This is a genomic window from Streptomyces sp. NPDC002574, assembly GCF_042889545.1.
In the GTDB taxonomy this organism is placed as follows: domain Bacteria; phylum Actinomycetota; class Actinomycetes; order Streptomycetales; family Streptomycetaceae; genus Actinacidiphila.
On the sequence record NZ_JBIARB010000002.1, the window covers coordinates 1 to 25,201 of the forward strand.

At 72.7% G+C, this 25,201-nt stretch carries 22 protein-coding genes; 18 read left to right on the top strand and 4 right to left on the bottom strand.

What is annotated here, in order from left to right; all coding sequences use genetic code 11:
- A partial coding sequence (locus ACFYXS_RS03895; protein WP_389243541.1) for a hypothetical protein occupies nt 1–199 on the top strand: 199 nt, incomplete at its 5' end.
- Between the two features lie 160 nt (nt 200–359).
- Here ACFYXS_RS03895 and ACFYXS_RS03900 read toward each other — a convergent pair.
- Complete coding sequence (locus ACFYXS_RS03900; RefSeq protein WP_389243543.1) at nt 360–1,244, bottom strand: alpha/beta fold hydrolase; 885 nt, start codon at nt 1,242–1,244, stop codon at nt 360–362.
- A gap of 219 nt (nt 1,245–1,463) precedes the next feature.
- A complete protein-coding gene (locus ACFYXS_RS03905) occupies nt 1,464–1,835 on the bottom strand; it encodes a MerR family transcriptional regulator (RefSeq protein WP_389243545.1) in 372 nt (123 codons plus the stop codon).
- Nucleotides 1,836–2,004: 169 nt separating this feature from the next.
- On the opposite strand from ACFYXS_RS03905, the gene ACFYXS_RS03910 reads away from it, so the two are divergent.
- The 4 genes from ACFYXS_RS03910 to ACFYXS_RS03925 all read left to right on the top strand — a co-directional run bounded on the left by ACFYXS_RS03910 (nt 2,005) and on the right by ACFYXS_RS03925 (nt 5,109).
- On the top strand, nt 2,005–2,901 hold the full coding sequence (locus ACFYXS_RS03910) for an alpha/beta fold hydrolase (RefSeq protein WP_389243547.1): 897 nt from the start codon (nt 2,005–2,007) through the stop codon (nt 2,899–2,901).
- A gap of 137 nt (nt 2,902–3,038) precedes the next feature.
- Nucleotides 3,039–4,079 carry a ketopantoate reductase family protein gene (locus ACFYXS_RS03915; RefSeq protein WP_389243549.1) on the top strand — a complete coding sequence of 347 codons (1,041 nt, stop codon included), beginning with the start codon at nt 3,039–3,041 and terminating at the stop codon, nt 4,077–4,079.
- A gap of 51 nt (nt 4,080–4,130) precedes the next feature.
- Nucleotides 4,131–4,301, top strand: a complete 171-nt coding sequence (locus tag ACFYXS_RS03920; RefSeq protein ID WP_389243551.1) for a hypothetical protein — start codon at nt 4,131–4,133, stop codon at nt 4,299–4,301.
- A gap of 115 nt (nt 4,302–4,416) precedes the next feature.
- The gene (locus ACFYXS_RS03925; protein ID WP_389243553.1) at nt 4,417–5,109 is read left to right on the top strand and encodes a VOC family protein; all 693 of its coding nucleotides are present in this window, start codon (nt 4,417–4,419) and stop codon (nt 5,107–5,109) included.
- A gap of 60 nt (nt 5,110–5,169) precedes the next feature.
- On the opposite strand, the gene ACFYXS_RS03930 is transcribed toward ACFYXS_RS03925, so the two are convergent.
- Together ACFYXS_RS03930 and ACFYXS_RS03935 are read right to left on the bottom strand one after the other, a co-directional pair.
- Nucleotides 5,170–5,550 carry a hypothetical protein gene (locus tag ACFYXS_RS03930; protein WP_389243555.1) on the bottom strand — a complete coding sequence of 127 codons (381 nt, stop codon included), beginning with the start codon at nt 5,548–5,550 and terminating at the stop codon, nt 5,170–5,172.
- Nucleotides 5,551–5,773: 223 nt separating this feature from the next.
- Nucleotides 5,774–9,226, bottom strand: coding sequence for a phosphodiester glycosidase family protein (locus ACFYXS_RS03935; RefSeq protein ID WP_389243557.1), 3,453 nt, complete (start codon nt 9,224–9,226; stop codon nt 5,774–5,776).
- 946 nt (nt 9,227–10,172) lie between these two features.
- Here ACFYXS_RS03935 and ACFYXS_RS03940 point away from each other — a divergent pair.
- The 13 genes from ACFYXS_RS03940 to ACFYXS_RS04000 all read left to right on the top strand — a co-directional run bounded on the left by ACFYXS_RS03940 (nt 10,173) and on the right by ACFYXS_RS04000 (nt 25,191).
- Nucleotides 10,173–10,796, top strand: coding sequence for a LuxR C-terminal-related transcriptional regulator (locus tag ACFYXS_RS03940; protein ID WP_389243559.1), 624 nt, complete (start codon nt 10,173–10,175; stop codon nt 10,794–10,796).
- Nucleotides 10,797–10,804: 8 nt separating this feature from the next.
- Nucleotides 10,805–11,554 carry an enoyl-CoA hydratase/isomerase family protein gene (locus ACFYXS_RS03945; RefSeq protein ID WP_389243561.1) on the top strand — a complete coding sequence of 250 codons (750 nt, stop codon included), beginning with the start codon at nt 10,805–10,807 and terminating at the stop codon, nt 11,552–11,554.
- 958 nt (nt 11,555–12,512) lie between these two features.
- Nucleotides 12,513–13,805, top strand: coding sequence for a beta-ketoacyl-[acyl-carrier-protein] synthase family protein (locus ACFYXS_RS03950; RefSeq protein WP_389243563.1), 1,293 nt, complete (start codon nt 12,513–12,515; stop codon nt 13,803–13,805).
- Entirely contained in the window at nt 13,802–15,565 is a 1,764-nt protein-coding gene (locus ACFYXS_RS03955; RefSeq protein WP_389243565.1) for a CoA-transferase, read from the top strand. The genes ACFYXS_RS03950 and ACFYXS_RS03955 overlap by 4 nt, the downstream gene beginning before the upstream one ends.
- Nucleotides 15,562–16,590 (top strand): ketoacyl-ACP synthase III, encoded by a 1,029-nt coding sequence (locus ACFYXS_RS03960; protein WP_389243568.1) that lies wholly within the window; start codon nt 15,562–15,564, stop codon nt 16,588–16,590. The genes ACFYXS_RS03955 and ACFYXS_RS03960 overlap by 4 nt, the downstream gene beginning before the upstream one ends.
- Nucleotides 16,591–16,644: 54 nt before the next feature.
- Nucleotides 16,645–17,625 (top strand): ketoacyl-ACP synthase III, encoded by a 981-nt coding sequence (locus ACFYXS_RS03965; RefSeq protein ID WP_389243570.1) that lies wholly within the window; start codon nt 16,645–16,647, stop codon nt 17,623–17,625.
- Entirely contained in the window at nt 17,618–18,514 is an 897-nt protein-coding gene (locus ACFYXS_RS03970) for an SDR family NAD(P)-dependent oxidoreductase (RefSeq protein WP_389243572.1), read from the top strand. The genes ACFYXS_RS03965 and ACFYXS_RS03970 overlap by 8 nt, the downstream gene beginning before the upstream one ends.
- Nucleotides 18,511–19,335 (top strand): SDR family NAD(P)-dependent oxidoreductase, encoded by an 825-nt coding sequence (locus ACFYXS_RS03975; RefSeq protein WP_389243574.1) that lies wholly within the window; start codon nt 18,511–18,513, stop codon nt 19,333–19,335. The genes ACFYXS_RS03970 and ACFYXS_RS03975 overlap by 4 nt, the downstream gene beginning before the upstream one ends.
- On the top strand, nt 19,332–20,705 hold the full coding sequence (locus ACFYXS_RS03980) for a beta-ketoacyl synthase N-terminal-like domain-containing protein (RefSeq protein WP_389243577.1): 1,374 nt from the start codon (nt 19,332–19,334) through the stop codon (nt 20,703–20,705). Before ACFYXS_RS03975 ends, ACFYXS_RS03980 begins: the two co-directional genes overlap by 4 nt.
- Nucleotides 20,695–21,984, top strand: a complete 1,290-nt coding sequence (locus tag ACFYXS_RS03985; RefSeq protein WP_389243579.1) for a beta-ketoacyl synthase — start codon at nt 20,695–20,697, stop codon at nt 21,982–21,984. Before ACFYXS_RS03980 ends, ACFYXS_RS03985 begins: the two co-directional genes overlap by 11 nt.
- Nucleotides 21,981–23,495: an SDR family NAD(P)-dependent oxidoreductase gene (locus ACFYXS_RS03990; protein ID WP_389243581.1), complete on the top strand. Its 1,515-nt coding sequence runs from the start codon at nt 21,981–21,983 to the stop codon at nt 23,493–23,495. The genes ACFYXS_RS03985 and ACFYXS_RS03990 overlap by 4 nt, the downstream gene beginning before the upstream one ends.
- Nucleotides 23,492–24,313 carry an SDR family oxidoreductase gene (locus ACFYXS_RS03995; protein ID WP_389243583.1) on the top strand — a complete coding sequence of 274 codons (822 nt, stop codon included), beginning with the start codon at nt 23,492–23,494 and terminating at the stop codon, nt 24,311–24,313. The genes ACFYXS_RS03990 and ACFYXS_RS03995 overlap by 4 nt, the downstream gene beginning before the upstream one ends.
- Entirely contained in the window at nt 24,310–25,191 is an 882-nt protein-coding gene (locus ACFYXS_RS04000; RefSeq protein WP_389243585.1) for an enoyl-CoA hydratase-related protein, read from the top strand. The genes ACFYXS_RS03995 and ACFYXS_RS04000 overlap by 4 nt, the downstream gene beginning before the upstream one ends.
- Nucleotides 25,192–25,201 lie beyond the last annotated feature (10 nt).

Sequence of the window (25,201 nt, forward strand, 5' to 3'; positions counted from 1 at the left end):
CCGGTGGCCGTTTGTCTATGCGGGCACCAACCCGTACGCCGGAGCAAACCCCCGGATCAGGTCCACCCCGCTACACCACTTCCAAGGACGCAACCGCCGACGGGTTGCCTTCGGCCTGCCCCAATTCCTTACCGCGGAGATCGCCTACCTGGTGGCGACCAGCACCTCATGGGCCGACCCGAACTGCCTGTTCTGGTGAGCCGTTACGGTCGGCATCGCCTGGCGCACCCGCGCGGAGCCGCTCACGGGCACGCCCTCGGGCACATGATGATCGCCGCGACGAGTGTCATCAGATGTGTCCTGGGTTCCACCGTGCGGCGGGCGCACCCTCGACGGGGCAGTCCACGGTCGAGACACGCTCAGGCGCGGCGTCCCAGCGAGTCGGCGAGGAGCGGGCCGACGACTTCGGGCGCTTCCACCTGGGGGAAGTGGCCGACGGCCGGAGCCTTGTCCAGTACGGTCAGCGCCGCGTGGGGTACGACTTCGCGGATACGGGGAATCACGTGTGCGCCGCTGACGGGGTCGGCCGGTCCCCAGATGAAGCGCTGTTCGCCCTCGTAGGTGCGCAGTGTCCCGGTCCAGCGGGTGCCGTTCTCCCTGCGTTCCCGCATGTAGTTCAGAAGCGACGGCAGGATCCTCAAGCCGTCGCGGGAACGTGCTCCGAGCCACATGTCGTGCAGCAGGTCAGCCGGCAGAGGCCGTTCGCCGATGAGGCGGTTGACGGCCGCGGTGAACTTTTCCTCGTCCACATGGCGCGCTACCTCTTCACCGCCTGGGCTGGAGAGGAGTTTCTGTTCGAGGATCGGATGGTGCAGGTCCGGCCAGATGCCTCCGTTGAGCCACGTCATGGAAGTCACCCTGGCGGGTTCCCGGGCCAGCAGTTCCTGCGCGACGGACACCCCGTAGTCGTGGGCGACCAGGGCAGTCGCCTCACGGCCGGTGAGCCGCCAGACGGCTTCGACGAGGTCGGCCTGCTCGAAAACCGAATAGTCATGGGAAGCCGGTTTGTCGCTCTCACCGAGACCGAGGAAGTCTGCGGTCGTCACACGGCACCCGGCAGCCACGAGGCAAGGCACGACGGCGGCCCAGTCGTGCGAGGAAGTGGGGAACCCGTGCAGCAGCGTCACGGGATGGCCGGATACGGGACCGTCCTGCCGTACGAAGATCACATGCGGGAATCCGGGGAGGGGCCGGCGACTGCCCCCGGCGGTCCACTCCTCGCGGGATGGAAAAGTGTCGGTCATGCTCGTTCCCGAATTCTGGCTGGAATTCCCGTTCACTCCGGGGAAGGTCTGCTGCCCCCGGCGAAGACCGGCCGGTCGCATCCCGGGACGGCGGGGACGGCGGGGACGGTGACCGGGGAGCAGCAACGCACCGATGCGGAACGCACCACGTCCTCGACGGCTGCCTCACCGGAACCGGGCTCACCTCCGCACCGCCATGACGACATCACAGATTGAGCATCACAAGGCAGTGAGTTTCTCGGCGGCTTCAACCGCGCGACAGTGTTCGATCTGTTGTTTGATGAGTTTCTTCGTGCCTCTCAGTGAAGCGATTCTGGCGTCAATTATTTCGAGTTTGTCCTGCAGGCTGGCCTGAGCTCTCGCGTGATCCACGGGGCCGTCCGAGAGCTCTTTGGTGAAGTCGAGGATCTCGCGCAGTGAGTAGCCGATGGATTTTCCGGACGAGATCAGATCCGCCATCTCGAGGTCTTGTTCGGAATATATTCTGTAGCCGTTTCCCTTTCGGTTCCGTGAGAAGAATCCGAGCTTCTCGTAGAACCGGATCGTGTCGGTCGACACTCCGGCCTTCCTGGCAAATTCTCCGATCAGCATCGGATTCCCATTCCCTTCACGTGGGCGCTTTCGCTCACAGATCGTAGCGGGTGGGCGTACCGCCCACCGGGTGCCGTCGTGGCGCTTCCGCCTTACGTGGATCGCTCGCTTGACTTTGGAGCGTACTCCAATGTTTAGCCTGAGCCCCATCGACCTTCTGGAGGCTGAGATGACGACCACTGCCGTGAGCCGCCCGGCACCCGAGAGCGCCGTGGACGGGCTGGATGGCTTCACCCACCAGTACGCGGACGTGAACGGGACGCGCATTCACTACGTGATCGGCGGGGAGGGACCCGCCGTCGTACTTGTTCACGGTTTTCCCTTCACCTGGGCGGTGTGGCGCGAAGTGATGCCACTGCTGGCCTCGCGGGGATACACGGTCCTGGCGTCGGATCTACGCGGTATGGGAGCCTCGGATCCCGCCGAGACCGGGACTTTCGCCAAGGCCAACGTTGCAGAAGACATACGCCAGATCGTGCAGCGCCTCGAACTCGGGCCGATCAACCTCGTGGGAATGGACGTCGGCGGCATGGTGGCCTATGCCTACGCGTCACGTCATCCGGGCGAGGTGCGCCGACTGGTGCTGTCCGAGACCCTGATCCCGGGATTCGGTCTCGAGGAGATGATGAATCCCGCCACGGGCGGGGCCTGGACCTTCGGATTCCATGCACAGGTCGACCTCGCCACATTCCTCACGCAAGGCAAAGAGGAAGCGTTCCTGAGTCCCTATTATCGCCTGACCTCGGTACGTACCGACGCCGAGGCTTTCGGCGCCACCCACTACCTGCCGTACTACACGGGCCCGCTCGGTATCCGCGGCGGCTTCCAGCACTACAGCTGGATGATCGACGACGGCAAGGCCAACCGCGCGGACTTCACGGCCAAGCTCCCCATGCCGGTCCTGGCACTGAACGGCGACCACGGCTACTTCCGGGAGCAACTGCTCGCAGGGGTGCGGCAGGTCGCCGAGCAGGTGGAGTCCGATGTCATCCCGGACGCCTCGCATGCCTACGGGTTCGACAACCCGGAGGCCACCGGCGAGCGGTTCGACCGGTTCTTCGGCTGAGCGCGGAACCCCGGGAGGATCCCCGGTGCCTCGGGGAGGTTCGCCACGGTCGACGGCATCCGGCAGGTCCTGCTGCACATCGGGGCCGTGTTGCAGATGAAGAAGATCAGCAGAACACCATCGCAAGGGAAGAGTACGTGAGCACTCAACGCAAGCCCCGCATCCTCATCATCGGTGCCGGATCCATGGGTGTCGTCGCCGGCTACCACCTCGGTCTCGGGGGAGCCGACATCACCTTCCTCATCCGTCCACATCGGAGGGCGGACCTGGATCGCCCCCAGATCCTCTACAGCCACGACGACAACCAGCTCAGGGAGTTCACGGGATTCTCGTACATCACCAGCCCGTCGGAGGTGACGGGCGCCGGCTACGACTACATCCTCGTGACCCTCGACGGCGCCGCGCTACAGAGCGATTCGGCTCGGTCCATGGTGGTACAGCTCGGCGAAGCAGTGCACGGCACGGACACCAAGATCGTCCTCGGAACGGTCTTCTTCGGCCTGCGCAATTGGTTCCTTCGGATCACCGGTCTGCCCAGTAACCAGGTAACCAGCGCTTACGCCCAAATACACAGCTACCCGACGCACGCGTTGACCCTGCCCGGGGATTCCTCCACCGATCCCGAGCTGCTGGCTCAGGCGGACATCGCCTACGCCGACCGCTTCGGTCCCGGCATGATCGTCGACGACAGTGCGCCGGAGGTGGCGAACTCCTTCACGGAGATCTACAACGCCAGCGGTGTCTCCAGCTGCATTGTCGCTCCCGCAGGGCAACTGGCGGTGAACTCCAACCCCATGCTCGCCGTGCTCGCCGCCTGTGAACTCGTGGACTGGGTCCCCCTGAAGGACCTCCACCAGCACACGGAGGTGTGGGACCTCGCCCTCGCCGCGGTGAGGGAAATCCAAGCGCTGGGCTACCACGGCGAACTGGGCCGACAGGCAGCGGCAGAGACGACCGACGCCACGCTGACCGCATCCCTCGCGGCATGGGAGAACGCGATGCTCCCGCTCGACCTCCAGGCATTCAACCGCTACCACCACGGCGGCAAGGTCAACGCACAGGACCAAGCCCACCTGATGGCCTGTATCGCGGCCGGCGAAGCCGAAGGGAAGCCAATGGCCGCCTTGCGTGAGCTGGTCCAGCGCACGAAGGACCGGCACACGGTCACGGGACGCTGACCCTTTACAGGGCGTCAAGCCCGATCTTCCTTGGTTGGTGATCGCTCGACCGTGGCACTGATCGCAGTGCGGCCGCAGCGTTGCAGCACGGTCGAGGGCGGTCTCCAGGAGACCGCCCTCGACCGCACTGGGACCGGCCCCATCCCAGCCGCCGCGGGCGGGGACGCGGGTGGCATCGTTCCGCGTCCCGGCGTCCAGCACACGACGCCCGTCAACGTGTAGGCGGCCGTCACCTGCCCCGACACCGTCCACCGCGGAGCCGCCCGGTGGTCCCGCGCGACGTGGCGAACCCGGCCGGTGCGGCCCCCGGTGCCTCGCCGGCTGCGAGGATGCCCGCATGGAGCGGAAACTGAGCCGGCAGGAAGCCTCGGACGCTGTCAACGACCTCGGGTGGCGGTACGTGTTGGGCACGTTGCAGACGTCGGTCCCCGCCGGGTCGATGGCCCGCGGGGCCGGGCTGGCGGCGGAGGCCGTCGCGGTGTGCGGCGACGACGCCGACCTTCATCTGCGGGTCGACGTCCGCCCCGGGCGGGTGCTGCTCGCCCTGCAGTCGACGGCGCATGCGGCGGTCACCCCGCGGGACGTCGACCTCGCACGCCGCATCACCGCCGCGCTGCGTGCGGCCGGATTCGCGACGGGTCCCGACGTCGGTGCGGGGGCACCGCGATCGGTGCAGCTCCTGGAGATCGCGATCGACGCGCTGGACATCGCCGGGATCCGGCCGTTCTGGAAGGCGGTGCTCGGCTACACCGACGAGGCGGGGGCCGACGGTCCCGAGGATGCGCTGGTCGACCCGGTCGGGCAGGGGCCGGCCGTCTGGTTCCAGCAGATGGACGCGCCGCGCCCGCAGCGCAATCGCATCCACCTCGACATCAGCCTTCCGCACGACGAGGCGGCCCGGCGGATCGAGGCGGCGCTGGCGGCCGGGGGCCGGCTCGTGTCCGCGGGCCGCGCCCCGTCCTTCTGGGTGCTGGCCGACACGGAGGGCAACGAGGCCTGCGTGACGACCTGGCAGGGCCGGGACGGGTAGAGGCGTGCTTCGGGCGCCTGGCTCCGGCGCGCGCTGGCGGCGCCGGAGCCGGGCGGGCGGTCAGTACGCGGCGACTCCGTGCACGTCAGTGCTGGTGAACAGGAGCCAGAACCGGGTGCCGTCGTTCACATCGGTGGCGGCCAGCCCCCAGGTGTTGGCGTAGACGGTGCGCCAGTCGTTGCAGTAGTAGCCGCCGCTGGAGGGCGCGAAACATGTCTGTACATCGATGGTGCGGGTGATCTTGACGTTGATGTCATTGCAGTTGGACGTGGTGTACGTGGAGCCGCCGGACGGCCAGTGGCCGTTGTCGTCGGTACCGTTGATGGCCTTGGCGCTGCCGTAGCACGACGTGGCAGCCGCGGACGCCGAAGGTGCCGGGGCGAGGAACAGCCCGGCCAGTGCGGTCGTCGCCGCCGCGAGCGCGATCATCCTGCGTCTCATCAAATGACCCTCCCCTGTGGGCGCAGAGAGCTCTGCGCGGTTGACGCCGGATCAGCTTGGCGGAGCCGGGTACGGCGGACAACGCGGTTCAGGCCAAGGTCGAGACCAATATGTGACGGGTGCATGACAGTGTGGACTTCGGGATCACACGGCACCGCCCGCCGCTCTCGCGCCGTTGAGCGGGGCGAGAGCGGCGGGCGGCAGAGCGTCGCCGGGACGGGGATCAGCGGCGGCCCACCGTGATGGTGCGCTCGGTGGTCATGCCGTTGACGGTGACGCGGAGCACCGCGGTGCCGGCGCGGAGCGCGGTGAGGTCGCCGGTGGCCGGGTCGTAGGAGACGACCGCGGAGCCGCCCTCGGTGCGGCCGGCGATCTCGACACGGGAGCCGGTCCACGAGGCACTGACGGGCCAGGCGACCGGGACGACACGCGTGCCGTCCTGTGTGATCGTCGCCGACGCCTCGGCCCGGTCGCCGACCGTGAGCGTGCCCGGCGCGGTGAGGTCCACCGCGTCCGTGCGGACGTGCACCTCGGCGCGCAGCCAGGCGTCGGAGTCACGCGTGGGGACGGCGAACGCGTCCGGGACCTTCCCCTTCGTCGGGTCGATGCCCAGCATCGTCCAGCCGGTGAAGCCGCCGTTGTCGGGCGTGCTGGCCGGGTTCTTCCCGGAGTTGCCGTTGACCAGGTAGGAGACGCCGTCGATCGAGGACGCGGAGAACGCGCCCACGTGACCGCCGACGAACGCGGCGGACTTGTGCCCGTCGGCCCGGAAGTCGGCGAGCCACTGCTCGACGAGCGCGGCCTCCTTGCGGTCGCCGAGCTGGCTGGCCTTGTCCGGCAGCGGGTCCTCGGTGGGGTGGTGCTCGAACACCACGACGCCGCTGACGGAGCTGTCCGTGGCCGCGGCCGCGAGCTGGTCGTGCAGCAGCTGGAGCTGGGCGAAGCCGCCGCCCCGCAGGGTGCCGCTGGAGGAGTCCAGGGTGATGAAGCGGGTGCCCTCGGAGTCGAAGACCGACGTGGTGTCGCCGAACTCCGCCTTGAAGTTGACGGGCGTTCCGGGGCCCATGACCTCGTGGTTGCCGGGGACGTAGTGCCACGGGATCGTGCCGCCGGTGCGGGCGTCGAACTCGTCGAGGAGGGTGCGGGCCAGCTTGAAGTCGGCCGGCGAGCCCTCGTCGACGAAGTCGCCGTCGATGACCAGCATGTCGGGCTTGGCCTGGGCGATCTCGGCCAGCGTCCGGCGGGCCGCCTCCACCAGCGGGCTGTTGGGGTCACGCGCGACGAACTGGGCGTCGGACATGACGGCGACGCGCAGCGGACGGCCGTCGACGGTGCCGTTGGTCACCACCACGGGGTCGGCGACCTTCGGCTGCACGGGCAGCTCCACGTCCGGGGCGACCTTGACCCGCAGGTCGCTGACGGTCACCTTGCCGGTGTACGAGCGGGCGGCGCTGGTCTCCAGCAGCCGGACCCGCTGGAAGGTGATCGGGTAGGGGGTGCCGACGGGCACCGGGAACTCGACCTTGCGCCAGCCGGTCCAGGTGATCAAGGGGCCGTCGAGGTTGGCGGTCACGCCCGCGCCCGTGCGGTACTGCAGCCGCGGCCACTCGCCGTTGCCGTCGCCGTTGATCCACATGGTGACGGCCTGCGGCTGGCCGGGCAGCTGGATCTGCTGCGGCGGCACGGCGTACTGGCCGCGGGTGGCGGTCGACTTGGTGAAGTCGTACGTGAGGGCCAGGCCGGGCGCGCCGTCGTGGCCGTCGGCCGGGGTGACCGAGCCACCGGGGGCGCGGTCGTTCGCCGAGGTCCAGGCGGCCGCGTCGGACAGGTCCGCGAAGGTCTTCTCCGCCAGGCCGACGGTGACGGCCACGTCGGTGGTCATCTTCCCGACCGTCAGGTGCAGGGTGGTGGAGGCGCCGTCGGCCAGGCCGCGCACGGTGAAGGTCGCGTCGCTCGCGGGCGTCAGCGAGACCACGCCGTCGCCGCCGGTGACCTTGATGTCGGAGGCCTCGATCGGGGCGGAGTCGCCCAGGGCGTCGTAGCCGGTGATCGTCAGGCGGGACGAGTCGTCCAGACCGTCGAGCGCCACGAGGCTGCTGCTCGGGGTGATCCGCACGGCGGGCGCGAGCACGGTCAGCTTCGTCGTGCCGCTCACGCCGTGGCTGGCGGTGGCCTCGATCTCGCTGGTGCCGGAGTGCTTGCCGGTGACGACGGCGATGTTGTCGTCGCCGCCCTTGACCGCGGCGAGGGAGTCGTCCCGCCAGTGCACGCGCGGCGTGGCCGCGGGCGCGTACGTCTCGTCGTGCGCCAGGGCCTTGAGGGTGCGGTGCAGGTCGGGGAAGACCTTGTCGGAACCGTCCGCCGTCATGGCGGGCAGGACGCGGAAGCCGCGGGCCTCACCGGAACCGGGGGCGGCGAACAGGCCGAGGCCGTTGGCGACCTGGCGCTCCGAGCCGTCCGAGGGGCTGTTGATCAGGCCCGTCACGCTCTCGCCGGGCAGCCGGGCGGCCATGGTGGTGGAGCCGCCGCCGTCCATGTTGAGGGCGTTGACGGCACCGAGGCCCTTCATGAAGGCGCCGAGCTCGTTGAGGTCCATGCCGCGGCTGTTGGTCTGCTTGCCGTCGATCGCGACCAGGTACATGGTGCGGCCGTCGGCGGAGAAGCCCACGCTGGTGCGCGAGGTGGCGGTGACGGTGTCGCCGTCGGTGTAGTGCTTCACCGCGCCGTCCGCGACCAGGACCTGGCCGCCGCCGACGGCGACCGCCACGTCGCCGAAGTCGGCGCGCGGGTGGTAGGCGACGTTCACGGAGTCACCGGGCACGAGGCCGGCCAGCGCGTCGGCGCCCGCCTCACGGCCGAGCAGCACGCTGGTGCCGGCCGGTATGGGGCCACTGCTGACGGAGGTGTGCACCTCGGTGACCTTGCCGTCGCGCAGCCAGACCTCGGCGACCCGGCTCGCGCCGCTCACGGGCTTGGTGCGCGGGGACGGGCCCCACTGGTCGGTGAACAGACCGATGCCGCCGGCCACCAGGACCGGGGAGTTGACGCTGGCCAGCTTCAGGTGCTGGGTACCGCCGACCGTGACCTCGCCCTCCAGGAACACCTGGGCGAGCCGGCCGAGACCGTCGGCGCCGATGGCGACCGTCTGGCTGCGGCCCTCGGTCGGCGAGTTGATCAGGCCGCCGTCCCGCGAGACGGCGCCGCCGACCGGGGCCTCGGTGTCGTTCATGTCGAAGTAGTCGCCGTTGATCGCGGCAACCGCGCCCGTGTGCTTGGCCTGCTCGGTCACCGGGGCCTTGCCCGTGACGGTGCCCGAGGAGATGTAGTCCACCTTGACCCGGTCGTCGGCGAGGTCCGCGACGAGCACCTGCCCGCGCACCCATCCGTCCGCCTCGAAGCGGTCGAAACGGGTGAGGTTCAGCCCGGGCGCGATCGGCGTGCGGTCCTCGCGCGTGACGATGGACTGGCCAGGGGTGCTCGGGATCAGTCCCTGAACGGAACCGGCGGGCTTCGGCGCGTCGACGGACGCCGACATCAGGTGCTCGGGGGTGAGCGCCTGGGCGGTCGTCATCATCCCGGCGCCGATGCTGAGCGCCGTGGCCAAGGCCAGGACGACGGCACCGCGCCGGGCCGCGGCACGCGGCCGCGCGACGACGGAGTCAAGAGGGAGGGGCACTGGCTGACTTCTTTCCGTGCTGATGGTCAGGGTCAGGCCTCAGTCGATGTGCCCTCGGTGTCGTGGCGCCCCGCCCTGGGTGATCATCGGGGATGCGGGATGTGAACATCCTGTGACGCGTCCTGCTTCGGCGGTGGTCGTTGGTGTACGGCCCGACTCCCCGGGGCGGGGCGGCCCCATGGCCGGGCATGGTGCGGCGGGATCGGTGTGCGGCGGTACGGAAAAGGTGACATCACATGACATGGTGCTTGCCGGTGTCGTCCGCGGATGTACGGGGGTTGTTGCGCCGGCTCCCGTGGCCGCGCATGTCTGGTTCCGGCGACTACGGCATCAATTCAGCCGAATGCCGTGGGTGTTCGCGGGTTTTCCAACGTTGTACCCGTGCCGCCCAGCGGTATTCGATATCGCGGACATGCCGTATTCCGGCCATTCCGCGGCGCGGCTCCGGATCCCGGCCGGCGGGTATTCGTGCCAGTGATTGCTGGCCGTGAACTCCCGCCGAGGGATGCGGAAGTCGCGACCGTATACAGCAGAGGCGGGGTGATGTGGCCAGGTCCCGGCGCTTCGAGCGCGTCCGGCGGGCGTGTTCCCGACCACACGATCGGCTCCGGTTAATAGTTACCGAGCCGTCGGGTGGGAAAGGTCATCGAAGCTTAACGCGGGCGCTCCGGGCCGTCGCCGGGTCCTCCGGGAAGATGAATACCGGCAGCAACGTGGCTGTTGTGCCGGGGGTTTTCGCCCTGCGTGGCGAGGATTCCCGAGAGCGCGTTTCGCCGGCCGTGACGGGACGGGTCCCCGTGCACGGCGGGCGTGCCCCGGGCTGCCCTGGAACGGAGGAGAGGCGTCGCTCCCGCACGCGTGGCCACGGTGTACGCCGGATCGAGGACGTAGCCAGTGACAACGAGCCGGATGTGGTCCGGCAGCACCGGAGGGTGGGGACCCTGGTATGGCGCAAGCGGTTGGACTGACCCTGTTCGTCCTGCATTCTTCTCCTCTGATCAGGAAAGCGCTCCTGGACCTCTTCCAAGACGACGCGGGCATCACCGTGCTCGGGGATTTACCGGCCTTCCGGACCGCGCACGACCTCCCTCCGGGCCGTCCCGACGTGATGCTGGTGGAGCACGAGCAGTGGCCCAGGTGGCGGGACACCCTGATGCGCCGGAGCGGGACCCGGGTGGTGCTCTACAGCCGGGACAACACGCCACGCCTCGTCGTGGAGTGCATCCGCAGCGGGGTCGCCGGCTTTGTGCACGAGTCGTGCCCGCCGGAGGTCATCGTCAAGGCGCTCCACGACGTCTTCGGCGGCGGCACCTTCTGGTACCTGGGGGACGAGGACCGGCCCGGCCCCGAGCGGTCCGGGCCCGGCGGGGACGCGCCGCGATCGAGGTGGCAGCTGAGCGGCCGGGAGGAGCAGGTGCTCGCGCTGCTGCTGCGCAGGCGCTCCAACGAGGAGATCGCCGACGAACTCGTCCTCACCCGCCAGACGGTGAAGAACTACGCCAGCCGGGTCTTCCGCAAGGTGGGCGTCTCGGGGCGCAAGGAACTGTTCCAGTTGATCGAGGCAGGGTGACGGGGGACATGTCGGAAGCCGCGGAACTGCTGATCGAGGACGACGGCGCGGTCGTCACCGTCACGTTCAACCGGCCCCGGGTGCGCAACGCGCTGTCGACGGGGCTGCTGGCCGAACTGGCGAACGTCCTGGGCGGCTTCGCCGCTGCCCCGGCGGATCGTGCGCCGCGCGCGCTGCTGCTGACCGGCGCGGCCGGCACGTTCTCCAGCGGCGCCGACACGCGGGAGCCGGACTGGCGTGACCTGTCACGGCGGGCGGTGCGGCGCCGCCACTTCCGCTCGGTGCTCCAGTCATTGCACCAGGCGCCGTTCCCGTTGATCGCCGCCGTGGAGGGCTACGCCCTGGGCGGTGGCCTGGAGTTCGCGCTCGCGTGCGATCTCGTGGTGACCGGCGAAGGCGCGCAGTTCGGCCTGCCGGAACTCGAGGTCGGCGCGGTGCCCGGCGGCGGCGCGGTGCACTCGCTGATCCGCAGGGCCGGACGCGGCACGGCGGCGCGCCTCCTCCTGGTGCCCGGCCTGCGGGTCACCGGCGCCGAACTGGGCCGGCTCGGGGCCGTGGAGTTCGTCGTCCCCGACGGCACCGCGGTGGCGGCCGGACGTGACCTGGCCACCCGCATCGCGGGCCAGCGCGCGGACCTCCTGACCGCGGGCGTGCGCCTGCTCCGTGACTCCGGACACCTGGACCGTACGTCCGCGCTCGCGACCGAGGACGGCCACTGGTGGGCGGCGGCGATCGCCCAGCCGGCGGCCGACGACTGACCCGGCTCATCGGATCCCCTCGGCGTCGTGCCGCCGGGCGGCGGGCGTGCGCTGCCGCGGGATGCCGATGACCGGACCGTGCGGGCCGCGCCGGCGACCGGGCCCGCCACGGAGGGTGCGGCGGCGGTCGCCCAGCCGGCGGCCGGCGGGTGCCCCGTTGCCCCGGGCCTGCGCGGGCGCCGCGCCCGTCCGACCGGATGGCGGCGCCGCTGCGCCAGGGACCGCTCTCCGGGCCCTGGCCCGCACAGCGGGCGGCCGTGCGCTGACCGCCTCACCCGTTCCTTCGTGGACGCCGGGCTGCGGGTGTGCGCCGCCACGGAATTCCGGTGGTCGGACTGCGCGGTCGCGTTCGCGACGGGGGCATCGGCAACCGGTGGCGGGCGGCCGGCCCTCTGGCCCTGTGCCTGTGCGGGTGCTGCAGCCGTCCGTGCGGGTGCGGTGCCGTCGCGGTGGGGAGGGCACCGCGGGTGCCGTGCCGTCGGCCGTCGGGCGTTCGGTTGCAGCGGGAGTGGGGGCACGTGAACCGTGCGTCCGCGCCGGCGACGGAGGGCCGCCACTGCTGGGCGGCAGGGGGCGTCCGGCCCGAGGCCGACGGCTGGGCTCCTCGCCCCGTGCTCGCGCAGGTGCCGAGCGTGTCCGTCCGGGGCGGGCGCCGTCGCGGCGGGGACGGGACGAGGGCGTGACCCGCATCCGGACCCCCGGTCGGCGCCGCCCCCAGCAAGCCGGCGCATGAGGCGTCGCCGCGTCCGCGGTCCCGCCGTGTCCCGCGGACGGCATGCGCGTGCACCGCTGATGCCCCCGGAGGGGCGCGCGGACTCGCCGTGACACGGAGGTGGCGGCCCGGTGCCCCCCGGGTGGCGGGCTTCGCCCGATGGGTACCCGGGGTCATGGGTGAGGGGGACCTGAGAGTACCCGGCGGCAATTCCGCCGCCGTCGGGGCCGGCCATAGCTTCGTCGCATGGACAGCAGGACAGCTTCCGTCCCCGACCCTTCCGACTCCGTCGTACTGACCGGCATCGGGTGTGCGCTGCCCGGTACGCCGGACGCCGAGGTCTTCTGGAGCCACATCGAGACCGGTACCTCCCAGGTGACCGGGCTGGACCGGCCCGAGTTCGCCGCCGCGGGCCTGCCCGTCCACGCCGCCGCGCAGCTGGGGCCGTTCGACCACCTGACGCGGCTGCCGGGGCTGCCCGAGGCGCACGCCGCCAAGTACAACCGCGAGATCCTCGCGACGATGGCCGCCGTCCGCGACGCGCTGGACGACGCCGGGCTGGCGCGCGGCGAGGTCGCCCCCGAGCGGCTGAGCATCGTCCAGTCGTCCTCCCGCGGCCCCCTCTCCTGGTGGCGCGAGGCGATGCACGCCGAGCCCGGCACGGACCCGTACCAGGGCAAGGGCACCGGCATGTTCCGCGGGCTGGCCGGCTGCCCGGCCACGCTGGCGGCCATCGACGTCGGGGCGCGCGGCCTGGTCACCACGATCAGCAGCGCCTGCGTGGGCGGCCACCACGCGATCGGCCTCGCCCTGCGCGAACTGCGCTCCGGCGCCGCCGACGTGGTGCTGGCCGGCGGCCACGAGTTCCCCATCGTCCCTGAGGTCGCCCGCTGCTACCGGGCGCTGGGCGACGGCGTGCTCTCGCCGGAGAGCGAGGACCCGGCCACCGCCGTTCGGCCGTACGACCGCGACCGGCGCGGTTTCGCCCTGGGCGAGGGCGCGATGACGCTCTGCCTGGAGCGGGAGTCCTCGGCCCGCGAGCGCGGGGCCCGGATCTACGCCCGCGTCCTCGGCCACCGCGCGCTGAACGAGGCGCACCACGCGACGAGCATGGACCTGGTCGGCGACGTCACGGCGTCGGTCGTCTCCGGGCTGCTCGACGAGGTCGGGCGCAAGCCCGAGGAACTGGGCTACGTCTGCGGCCACGGCACCGCCACCCGCTACAACGACATCGCCGAGAGCCGGGCGCTGCGCCGGCTGCTGCCCCGGCACGCCGACGAGGACCTGCCGCCGCACGGGTCCAACAAGCCCGTCTACGGCCACACCTTCGGCATGGCGGGGATCATCAACGTCGCGGCGACATCGCTGATGCTCCGTCACCAGCGGCTGGCGCGCACCGCGAACCACACGACGCCTGACCCCGAGTGCGCGTACGACCATGTCGCCGAGGGCCCGCGGGACGCCGAGTTCGACCTCGCGGTGTCCCTGTCGTTCGCCTTCGGCAGCCAGACGTCCGTGATCGCCCTGGAGCGGGTGTGACCGCGGCCGGGCCGTACCTGGCGGCCGACCCCGACGACCTGGTGCGGCGCTTCGTCCGGGAGGGCGCGCACGTGCACGCCGCCGCGACCATGTCCCGGCCCAACGCCCTGCTGAACGCGGTCTGCCGGGTCTTCGCGGGCAGCGGCAGCCTCACCGTGAGCACCACCGCCGTGCACTCCAACGCGCACGCGCTCGCGCTGTCCGGCGCGGTACGCAAGGTGATCACCGGCTTCGTCGGCGACACGTATCCGTCGCCCCGGCCCAACCGGCTCTACCGGGACCTGGCCGCGGGCGAGCCCTTCGAGATCGAGCTGTGGTCGCTGCTCGGCTACACGCAGCGCCTGATGGCCGCCGCGCTCGGGCAGCCGTTCGCCACGACCGGTTCGCAACTGGCGCAGACCGACCTGCGGCACGGCAAGGAGGGCGTCCTGCACGTGGTGGCCCACCCGGAGGACCCGGACCGCACGGTGACCCTGCTGAGCCCGCTGCGGCCGGACCTCACCCTCTTCCACGGGGTCTGCGCCGACCGGCACGGCAACGTTGTCGCCGTTCCTCCGCTGGGAGAGGGCGCCTGGGCCGCGTACGCCGCGACCGAGGGCGTCCTGGCCTCGGTCGAGGCGATCGTGGACGACGAGGTGGTGGCCGCTATGCCGGACCGGGTGGTGATCCCGGCCCGCCGGGTGCTCGGTCTGTGCGAGGCACCGCTCGGCGCACACCCGCAGTCCCTGCGCACCGGCGGCCTGGCGGGCGTGAGCGGCTACCTGGACGACTACGCCTTCCTGACCGACATCGTGAACGCCTGCAAGGCCCCCGCCACGGCGGCCGACTGGTACGACACCTGGGTGGGCGGCGTCAGCGGCCACGAGGAGTACCTGGAACGGCTCGGCGCCGGCCGCCGCGGCTCCCTCGCGTACCCGCCCACCGCGGCGACGACGCCGGCAGCGGAGGGGCGCGCCACGGCGCCGGAGGCCGCCACACCTCCCACCGAGCAGGAGCAGTTGATCGTGCTCGCCGCCCGCGCGGTCGCCGACCTGGTCGAGGAGCGCGGCTACGACACGCTGCTCGCCGGGATCGGCACCTCGCACATGGCGGCATGGCTGGCCGTCCGCCTGCTCGCCGACCGGGGCATCACCGTCGACGCGGTCGCCGAACTCGGCCTGCAGCAGATGGCCCCCGAGCCGGGCGACGTCTTCCTCTTCAGCCAGCGGCACGCCGAACGGTCCCGGATGCTCGCCGGGGTGGCCGAGACCCTGGGCGCCGCCGTCGCCGCCAACCCCCGCTGCCTGGGCGTACTGTCGGCCGCCGAACTCGACGCCGACGGCAACATCAACACCACCCTGCTGCCGGACGGCCGGTGGATCACCGGCTCCGGCGGCGCCAACGACATCGCCTCGACGGTGGACTGCGTCGTCGTCGCGGCCGCCTCACCGCGACGGTACGTACCCCGGCTCGCCCACCTCACCAGTCCCGGCGAGCGGGTGCGCGACGTGGTCAGCCAGTTCGGCCGCTTCAGCCGGCCCGGCCCCGGCACCCCCTTCCGGCTGACCACCTGGCTGCCGCCGGTGCCCGGCCGCGGGGCCGCGGAGCCGCCGGACACACCCGCCCGCGCGGTCCTCGAACTGACCGGCTGGTCCTTCCCCGGACCCGAGGACCCCACGGCCGCCGGCGGCGTCGGCGACCGCCTCGTGGACGAGAAGGCCGTCACCACCGAAGAACTCACGCTGCTGCGCAGCATGGACCCGGAAGGCCACTACCGATGACCGCCATCGAGCACGACTCCGTACTCCGCCGTCCGCTGCCGCCGACGGCCATCGCGCCCGTCCGGCTGGCCGGCATCGGTCACTACTTCCCCGGCGAGCCCATCACCAACGAGCACTTCGAGCGGATCGACGCCCTCGGCATCGACGACGCGTGGATCCGCGAGAACACCGGGGTGGTCAGCCGCCACTGGCCGGGCGACGAGAAGGAGCGCGCGGTCGAGATGGCCGCGCTGGCCGTCGACGCCGCGCTGGCCGACGCCGGTCTGGAACCCGACGACATCGACCTGGTCATCGGCACCACCTCCACCACCCGGCCGCGGACCAACCCGTCCAGCGCGACCAACAACTACATGGACATCTCGCTGCCGTTGCAGCGCCAGGCCGGCCTGCGGCACGCCACCTGCTTCGACGTGACCTCCGTCGCCTGCGCCGGCTTCATGTACGGCACCGCCGTGGCCGCCTCGATGCTGCCCGCGCTCGGCATGCGCAACGCCCTGGTGGTCTGCGCCGAGAACCCGCGCCCGATCCTCAACTTCGACTACCGCTACTCGGTGCTGTTCGGCGCGGGCTCCGCGGCCGCCGTCTGGTCCGCCGACACCCAGGCGCCGGGTCTGCTGGACGTCGCGCTGCACGCGGACGGCTCGTACTTCGACGCGTTCGACATCGACGACAACGACAAGATGGTCATGCGCGGCCGTCAGGTCGGCGAGGTCGGGCCGCAACTGCTGTCGCAGGTCGGCCGGGAGATCCTGGAGCGCAACGGTCTCACGGTCGCCGACGTGGACTGGTTCGTGCCCCACCAGGGCAACCTGAACATGATCAACCAGGTGTGCGCCACGCTGGACATCCCGCGCGAGAAGGTGCTCACCAACATCCAGCACCGGGGCAACACCTCCAGTGTGTCCATCCCGAGCTGCCTCTCCGAGAACGTCCGCGCCGGGAAGATCCGCTCGGGCGACCTGATCGTCACCATCGGCATCGGCCGCGGCTACAGCTGGGGCGCCATGCTGCTGCGCCACCCGTGAGCGCTCGGTCAGGCGTGACCGGCTGAGACATCCGATCCCCCCGAAGGACGAGGCATGGACGACGAGATCCCCCTGTGGCGCGGCAGCGGCCTGCGCCTGGCCGGGTACGGGCACTACTACCCGCGCCACCGCGTGGAGAACGCGATGGACGACGCGGACGGGGGCGGCGGCAACGCGGTGGACGCGGCCGTCATCGGCCGCCTCGACGTGCGCGGCCGGCACGTCGCCGACGACGAGGAGACGCCGCCGTACATGGGGGTGCGGGCCGCCCAGGACGCTCTGGAACAGGCCGGCAAGGATGCCGGCGAGGTCGACCTGCTGGTCTTCAGCAACTGGACCGACCGGCAGTTCGTGCCCGAGTGGGGCCCGGAGGCGGCGCGGCTGCTCGGTGCCCGGCGCGCCCTGGCCTTCGACGTGTGCGCGGCCTGCGTCGGCTTCGTCCACGGGGTGCAGACCGCGTCGGCGATGCTCGCCACGCATCCGCACTGGCGCACCGCCGTGGTGATGTCCAGCGAGCGCTTCTCGCGCCGGGTGCGCCCGGGCAGCAAGGGCGAGCTCATCGTGGGTGACGCGGCCGGCGCCGCCGTACTGACGCGGGACACCGCCGCCGGCGGCGACGGAGGCCTGTGGGACTCGATGGTGATCAGTGACGGATCGGCCCGGGAGACGGTCACGGTCTACCCGCCGAACGGATGGATCAAGAGCCAGGCCGATCTGATCAAGGTCGCCGCCGACTCGCACGCCGACCTCGCGGAGCGCGTGCTGGCACGGTCGGGCATCACGATGGACGAGATCGACTGGGTGGTCCCGCACCCGGGCACCGGCCAGCTGCACACCGCGGTCCGCGAGCGGCTCGGCATACCCGAGGAGCGGTTCGTCACCAACTACGAGACGCGCGCCAACACCGGCAGCGCCTCGGTGCCGATCGTGCTGTCGGAGATGTCCCGCGACGGGCGGCTGCGCCCGGGCGACCTGTGCTACACCCCGGCCGTCGGCTCGGGCTGGTACTACGGAGGTCTGCTCTTCCGTGTCTGACACGAACCGCATCGGCCGAGGCGCCCGCGGTACCGCCCTGGTGACCGGCGGCAGCCGCGGACTCGGTGCCGCCGTCGCCCGCCGCCTGGCGGCCGAGGGCCGGCACACCGTGATCTGCGGACGCGACCGGGACAGCCTGGAGTTGTGCGTGAAGCAGGCCGCGCGGGACGGCCTGACCCTGCACGCCGTACCCGCCGACGTCACCGACGAGGCGTCGGTGGCCGCCCTGTTCGCCCGGCTCGCCGAGGACGCGCCGCCGCTCGCCCTGTGCGTCAACAACGCGGGACACAACTTCTCCCGCCGGCTGGTCAGCGTCCGGGACGGCGGGGACGGTACGCCCCTGCTGTCACCGCACCCGCTGGCCGACTTCGAGGACACGGTGCGGCTGCTGCTGACCGGCACCTTCCTCGTCGGCCGCCACGCGGCCCAGGCGATGCTGGCCGCCGGGACGCAGGGCGTCGTGGTCAACATCTCCTCGACCGTCCGGCACGGCGCCTACGGGCAGTCGGCGTACTGCGCGGCCAAGGCGGGCGTGGAGTCCCTGACCAGGACCTGGGCCGTCGAACTGGGGGAGTACGGCATCCGCGTGGTCGCCGTGGCACCGGGCGTGCTCGACGGCGAGGCGCTGCGCCGCCGCACCGCGGCCAGCCCCCGGCACGCCGCGTACATGGACGACCTGCTCCGCCACGTGCCGCTGGGCCGCTGGTGCGACGAGCAGGACGTGGCAGACGCCGTCGTCTTCGCCGCGGACAACCCCTCGCTCACCGGCACGGTGCTGGAGGTCGACGGCGGCGGACTGCCCGCCCGGGTCCCGCCCCCCGCGACCGCCGCCCGGCAGCCCGCAGCCACGCCCACGACGCACCCGACGACGGTGGAGGACACAGCATGATCAGCGGCTTCGCACCCACCCTGCTGGCGGGCCGGACGACCCTGGTGACCGGCGCCAGCAGCGGCATCGGCGCCGTCCTGGCGGCGGCGCTCGCCGCCCACGGCTCCCAGGTCGCGCTCCTGGCCCGCAGCGAGAAGCAACTGCGCCTGCTGGCGGAGGACATCGAGGCCGCCGGCGGCCGGGCCGTGGCCGTGCCCGCCGATCTCACCGACGCCGAGGGCGTACGGTCCGCGGTCCGGGCGGCGGAGGAAGCCCTCGGCCCGATCGACCAGTTGGTGCACTGCGCGGGCGAGGCCCGCAACCAGGCGTTCCTGTGCGACCAGGACGAGGCGCAGTGGACGGCCACCCTCGACAGCAACCTCGTGGGCGCCTTCCGCGTCGCCCGCGCGGTCGTGCCGGGGATGATGGAGCGCCGCAGGGGCGGCGTCGTCATGGTCTCGTCCGTCGCGGGCAAGCGCGGACTGCCCGCCAACACCTCCTACTGCGCGGCGAAGTTCGGCCTGAACGGGATGACGCAGGCGCTCGCCGCCGAGCTCGGCGCCTTCGGGATCCGCGTCAACGCGGTGTGCCCGGGCCTCACCGACAGCCCGGCCGCCACCGACGGCGACCGCTACGGCGACGCCTTCATGGCCGCCGTCGCCAAGCACCACGGACCGCCCGACCTGACCTGGGAGCGGTACCTGCGGCGCGCCGTCGGCAGCACCATCCTGCGCCGCCTGGTCCGCCCCGAGGAGGTCGCCACCCAGGTGCTGTTCATGCTCTCCGACCTGTCCGGCGGCATGACCGGGCAGGCGGTCAACGTGGACGCGGGCGCGCTGTGAACGACACGTACCGCACGACGGAGGCCGGACGCCTGTCCGGCCCGCCCGCCCGGCCCTTCGCGCCGGGCCCGCGCGACACCCTCGTCACCGGCTGGGGCTTCTGCCTGCCCGGCGCGGGGGAGGAGCCGGTGCGCACCGGCAAGCAGGTCTGGGAGACCGCGTCCACGGGCACCAGCCACGTGGAACGAGACGGCTTCCACCACGGCGTCGTCCGCGGCGCCCGGGAGGCGTTCACCGAACTCCTGCCGGAGATGCCCACCCGCTACCTGCGCAGCTACGCCGATGTCCACCTGTACGGGCTGGTCTCGCTCGCCGAGGCCTGCGCGGACGCCGGACTCGACCACCGCGCGGGGGACCTGCGGCACGCCGCCGTGCTGACCGCCCGGGCCGGTGTCGACAGCAACTACGACAGCTACCGCGCCTGGCACGACGCGGACCCCGCGACGATCGGTCCGGCCGACGCCAAGTCGCTCTTCGTCCGCCTGGTCGTGGCCGGCACCTCCAGCGACGTCGGGCCGGTGCAGGCCGCGCTGCTCGCCAGCACCGGGGCGTCCTTCACGGTCAGCTGCGGCTGCGCCTCCTCGTCGGTGCTGCTCGGCCTGGCCCGCATGATGATCGCCGACGGCTCGGCCGACCTGGTCGTGGTCACCGGGGTCGACCGCTTCGACACCGAACGGGTCCTGCACGGGCACCGGTTGCGCGAGGTCGTCGAGCGCGAGGGGGTCACCGTACGGCACAACAGCGATCCGCCGGCCGACCCCCGCCACGACCGCCCGATGCGCCCCTACGACGCGGCCGGGGACTGCATGAACTACGGCGACGGCTCGGTGACCCTGGTCCTGGAGAGCCGGGAGCACGCCGCGGCCCGCGGCGCCCGGGCACACGGGGCGCTGCTCGGACAGGCCACCACCCGCGGCGGCCTCGGCAGCGCCGTCGCCATCGACACCGAGGGCATCGGGCTCGCCGAGGCGGCCCGCCGCAGCCTGGGCGACCACACCTCGCTCGACCAGGTGCCGTACGTCAACGGAGGCGGCGAGGGCGACCCGTTGTTCACCCGCATCGAGGCCAACGCGGTGCGCCGGCTGTGGGGCGACCGCTCCCACGAGGTGCTGCTCAGCTCCCAGGAGGCCTGCTTCGGGCACAGCGGCGCGCCGCTGGGGAACCTGGGCGCGGCGCTGACGCTGATGATGATGCGCGAGAGCCAGGTCTGCCCGACGGCCAACTGCCGCACCCCGTCACCGGTGTGCACCTTCGACCCGGTGCCGGGCACCCTTGCCCGGCCGCTGAGCTTCTCCCGGGCGCTCAGCTTCAACTACCAGGTGGGCGGGGTCAACAGCGCCCTGCTGCTGGGCGGTGCCGATGTCTGCTGAACCGCTGCCGCCGCCCCTGCTGCGGCTGGCCGGTGCCGGGATGGTCCTGCCCGGCCCGTACGGCACCGCCTGCACCGACCTCGGCACCTTCTGGGACCTGATCCGCGACGGCGTCAGCTGCCTGTCGCCCTACGCGCACCCCGAGTTGCCGCTGCGGCTGGCCGGAACCGTGAACGGCTGGAACCCGCTGACGGAGCTGCCGCTGCCGGAGCGGACCCTGCGCCGCTCCTCCCGGGCCGGGCTGCTCGCCACCGCCGCGGTGCGCCAGGCGCTGGCCCACGCCGGCCTCACCGCCTCGGACCTCGACCCGGACCGCACGGCACTCGTCGCCGCGTCATTGCAGTTCGCGTTCCCCGAGTCCGAGCGCTACTACGCGACCGCGCAGGCCAAGGGCATGCCCGCGATCGGCATGGACTACTGGCTGACCGGCACCCCGCCCAGCGTCGTCGGCACGGTGGCCTCCGCGCTCCAACTGCCCTGCCAGACGCTGAGCGTGGCCGGCTCGTGCAATGTGGCGCTGCGGGCGCTCCAGGTCACCCAGCAGATGTTCCGCTGCGGCGACATCGACAGAGCCGTCGTGGTGGGGGTCGACCAGACCGTCGACCCGGTCTTCGTCGCCGGGACCGCCCACACCGGGCGCAGCGGCTACCGCGCCTCCTCGCTGTCCGACGACCCCTCCGACGTGCGGCCGCACGACGAGACGCAGACCGGCAACGCCACCGGCGAGGGCGCGGTCGCCGTCGTCCTGGAGAACCCCGCGGCCACCGGCGCACGACCGGGACTGCTGCACCGGGCGCACCTGCGCAGCTCCCGCAGCAACGGCCCGTCCACGGTGGCCACCGGCCCCCCGGACAACGTGGTGCGCGACATCCGCGCCGTGCTCGCCTCGGCCGGCCGCACGCCCGGCGACGTGGCCTTCGTCAACGACTACGCCGACGGCAACCGGTTCGTCGAGGACCACCTGTGCCAGGCGCTGACCTGGGCGCGGGAGGCGACGGACTACCGCGGCGAGCTCGTACTGACCAACCAGGAAGCGGTGTTCGGGCACGTGGCCGGGACCGGTGGCCTGGTGAAGCTGCTCGGCAGCCTGCTCATGCTGCACCACGGCCGGATCGCGCCCAGCGCCAACACCGTCGTCCCCTACCGGCACCTGCCGGGCACCCCCGTGCTCGCCGGCGGGCGGCCGACCACCGGCGACAGCGCCCTCGTGCTGTCCTCCGGGGCCGGCGGCGACGCGACGAGCATGCTCCTGGAACACGAAGGCGGCGACCTGCCATGACCGACGTCCACAGCACGGCCGGACTGCCCGCCACGGCCGCCGCGGGGCACGACGCTCCGCGTGCGCCGTTCGGCGCCCGTGTCGTCCTCGACGCCTCCGGCGCCGGCCCCGCCGCGGCCGGCGCGCTGTCCGGCGCCCTGGCCGCCCTCGGGTACGCGCCCGAGGCACCGTACGAACACCCCGGCCCGCCCGGTGCCTACTGCGCGCTGCTGATCGGCGAGGAGGCCTATGGCGCGGACGCCGCGCGCGGCCTCGACCGGGCCCGCGTGCTGGCCGCCGCCGACGCGATGGCCACCGCGGGCCGGGGGCGGCTGGTGCTCGTCACCGACGCCGGCAGCGGCACCCACACCGGCACCGACCCCGAGCGGCACGCCCGGCTCGCCGCCGACCTGGCCTGGTGGCAGCACCTGGCCACCGGCATGGCCCGGCACGGCGTCGCCGCCAACACCGTCCGCACCGGCTACGCCCCGGCCCTCGGCCACGCGCTGCCGGCCCCGGCCGAGGCCGGGCTGCTGCGCTACCTCGTGCAGCGCCGGGCCACCACCGCCGCCGACGTGGCCGGCACCGTGGGCTTCCTGCTGTCCGCCGGCTGCTCCTACCTGATCGGCGAGACGGTGCCCGTCGACGGCGGCGCGGGCCTCGGCCAGATCCCCGCGCTGGCCGACGGAACGGCGGCCCCCGCCCCGGCGCGGCCGTCCCCGGCGACGCCCGTGTCCGGACCCGGCACGGCCGGCCGCCGCGTGCTCGTCACCGGCGCGAGCAGCGGCATCGGCCGCGCCGCCGCGCTGCACCTTGCCGAACGCGGCGCCGACCTCGTGCTGGCCGCGCGCCGCACCGAGGCGCTGGACGACGTGGCGTCGCGGATCACCGCGCTGGGCCGGCGGGCCTGGACGCTGCGGTGCGACCTGGCCGATCCCCTCGACGCCGCCACGCTGGGGGAGCGCGCCTGGGAGGCCGCGGGCGGGGTGTCCGGACTGCTGTACGCGGCCGGGCACCTCGGCTTCAGCCCGCCCGGCGGTGACCCGGCCTCCGCCGGGCGCACGTTCGCGGTCAACCTGCACAGCTACATCGCCGTCGCCGAGGACCTGACGAGCCGTTGGCGCCAGGACGGCGTGCCCGGGTCGCTGGTCGCGGTGGCCTCGGTCAGCTCGACGCTCAGCCCGGTGGCGGGTCTGGACTACTACGGCGCCAGCAAGGCCGCGATGGTCCAGTACACGCGCTGCCTGGCGGTGTCGGTGGCCCGCCACGGCATCCGGGCCAACTGCGTCGCCCCGGGCATCATCGAGACACCGATGGGCGACGCCGCCGGTCCCGCCCACCGGCGCGGCTGGATCAGCCGGATCCCGGCCGGACGGGTCGGCCTGCCGCAGGAGGTCGCCGCGGTCTGCGGCCATCTCCTCGACCCCTCGGCCGCCCGGGTCACCGGCGCGGTCCTGCGGGTCGACGGCGGCTTCGGACTCGGCGACATCGCCCCCCTGCGACCCGGCCACACGCCCAAGGAGCCCGCGTGAACGACCCGTTGAGCACCGCCACGTACCCGGCGGTCGCCCTCGTCGCGGGCGCGTCGTCCGGGATCGGCGCGGCCGTGGCCGAGCGGGTCGCCGCGCGCGGTACCGCCGTGGCACTCGTGGGGCGCCGCGCCGCGGAACTGGACGAGGTCGCCGCCCGCGTCCGCGCCGCGGGCGGCGTCGCCCTGCCGCTGGCGATGGACCTGGCCGAGCCCGGCGCCGCGGAACGGGCCGTGACCGGGGCCGAGCGGGCCCTCGGCCCGGTCGACCTGCTCGTGTGCAGCGCGGGAACCGTCCGGCTGGCGCCCATCCACGAGAGCGAGGAGCGGCACTGGCAACGGCAGTTGCAGGTGAACCTCACCGTGCCGTTCCTGCTCGCACGTCACGTGCTGCCCGGCATGCGCGAGCGCGGCTACGGATGGGTGGTCACCATCGGCTCGGGCGCGGGTGCGGAGGTCATCCCCGGCACCGGCGGATACGGCGTCAGCAAGCACGCCCTCAACCGGTTGACCGAGCTCATCCACGAGGAGAACCGGGACCACGGCATCCGCGCGGTCACCATCGCCCCGGGCTGGGTCGCCACCCGGCTCGCCGCCCGCCCCGCCGACCTCGGCGTGTCCGACGACGACGTCCTCACCCCCGACGACATCGCCGACACCGTGGACTGGCTGCTGCAACGCCCCGCACGGGCCAGCGTCGGACCGGTCATCCGCGTCGAGCCCACCGCGAGCCGGGCCGCCACCCGGCACGCCATGACCGACCACATCAACGGCACCCCCGCGCCGACCCTCGCCCACCCGGTCAGGGAGACCACCCCATGAGCCCGCACACCCCCCTGCCCGCACGCGAATGGGCGGGCGCGGCCACCCAGACGTTCGCCGCCTTCGCCGACCGGGTCGACGGCGACGGCGACGTCCCACTGCGCGCCGGGCAGTCCGGTGGCGTCGCCACCCTCACCCTGGACCGGCCGCACCGTCGCAACAGCCTGACCGCGGGTCTCTCCCGGCACCTGCTGCTCGGGCTGCTGTGCGCCGGCGACGACCCGAGCGTGCGTGTCGTGGTCCTCACCGGCAACGGCGGGGCCTTCTGCGCCGGCGACGACGTCGACAGCGTCCGGCGCTGGCGGCTCGGCGACCGGGCCGACGCCCCCTTCGACCCGCTCACCTCCGACGCGCACTACCTGCGCGTGTGCGAGGCGATGCTCCACCTGCCCAAGCCGGTCGTCGTCGCGCTGACCGGCGCCGCGGCGGGAGCGGGCGCCGAGATCGCCTGCGCGGCGGACTACCGGCTGGCGGACTCCAACGCGGCGATCGGCAGTTGCCTGGCGGGGGTCGGCCACGTCGGCAATATCGTGCTGATGTCCCGGCTCACCGGACCGGCCCGGGCCACCGAGATCTACCTGACCGGACGGATGGTCGCGGGCGAGGAGGCCGTGCGCCTGGGCCTGTTCGACCGGCTGTGCGCGCCCGGCGAGCTCGACGCCGAACTCGCCGTGCTCACCGCGTCGTTCGCGGCCCTGCCCACCGCCTCCGTCGGCCTGTTCAAGGAGTTGCGCGAACGCAGCTGGGGCCAGCCGGTGGAGTACGGGCTGCGCCTGCAGGACGCGTACCACCTGCGGACCCACGCCACCGTCGCCGACGCCGCCGAGGGCCTGGCCGCCTTCACCGAGAAGCGGCGGCCCCGCTTCACCGGCGCCTGACCCCTCCCGT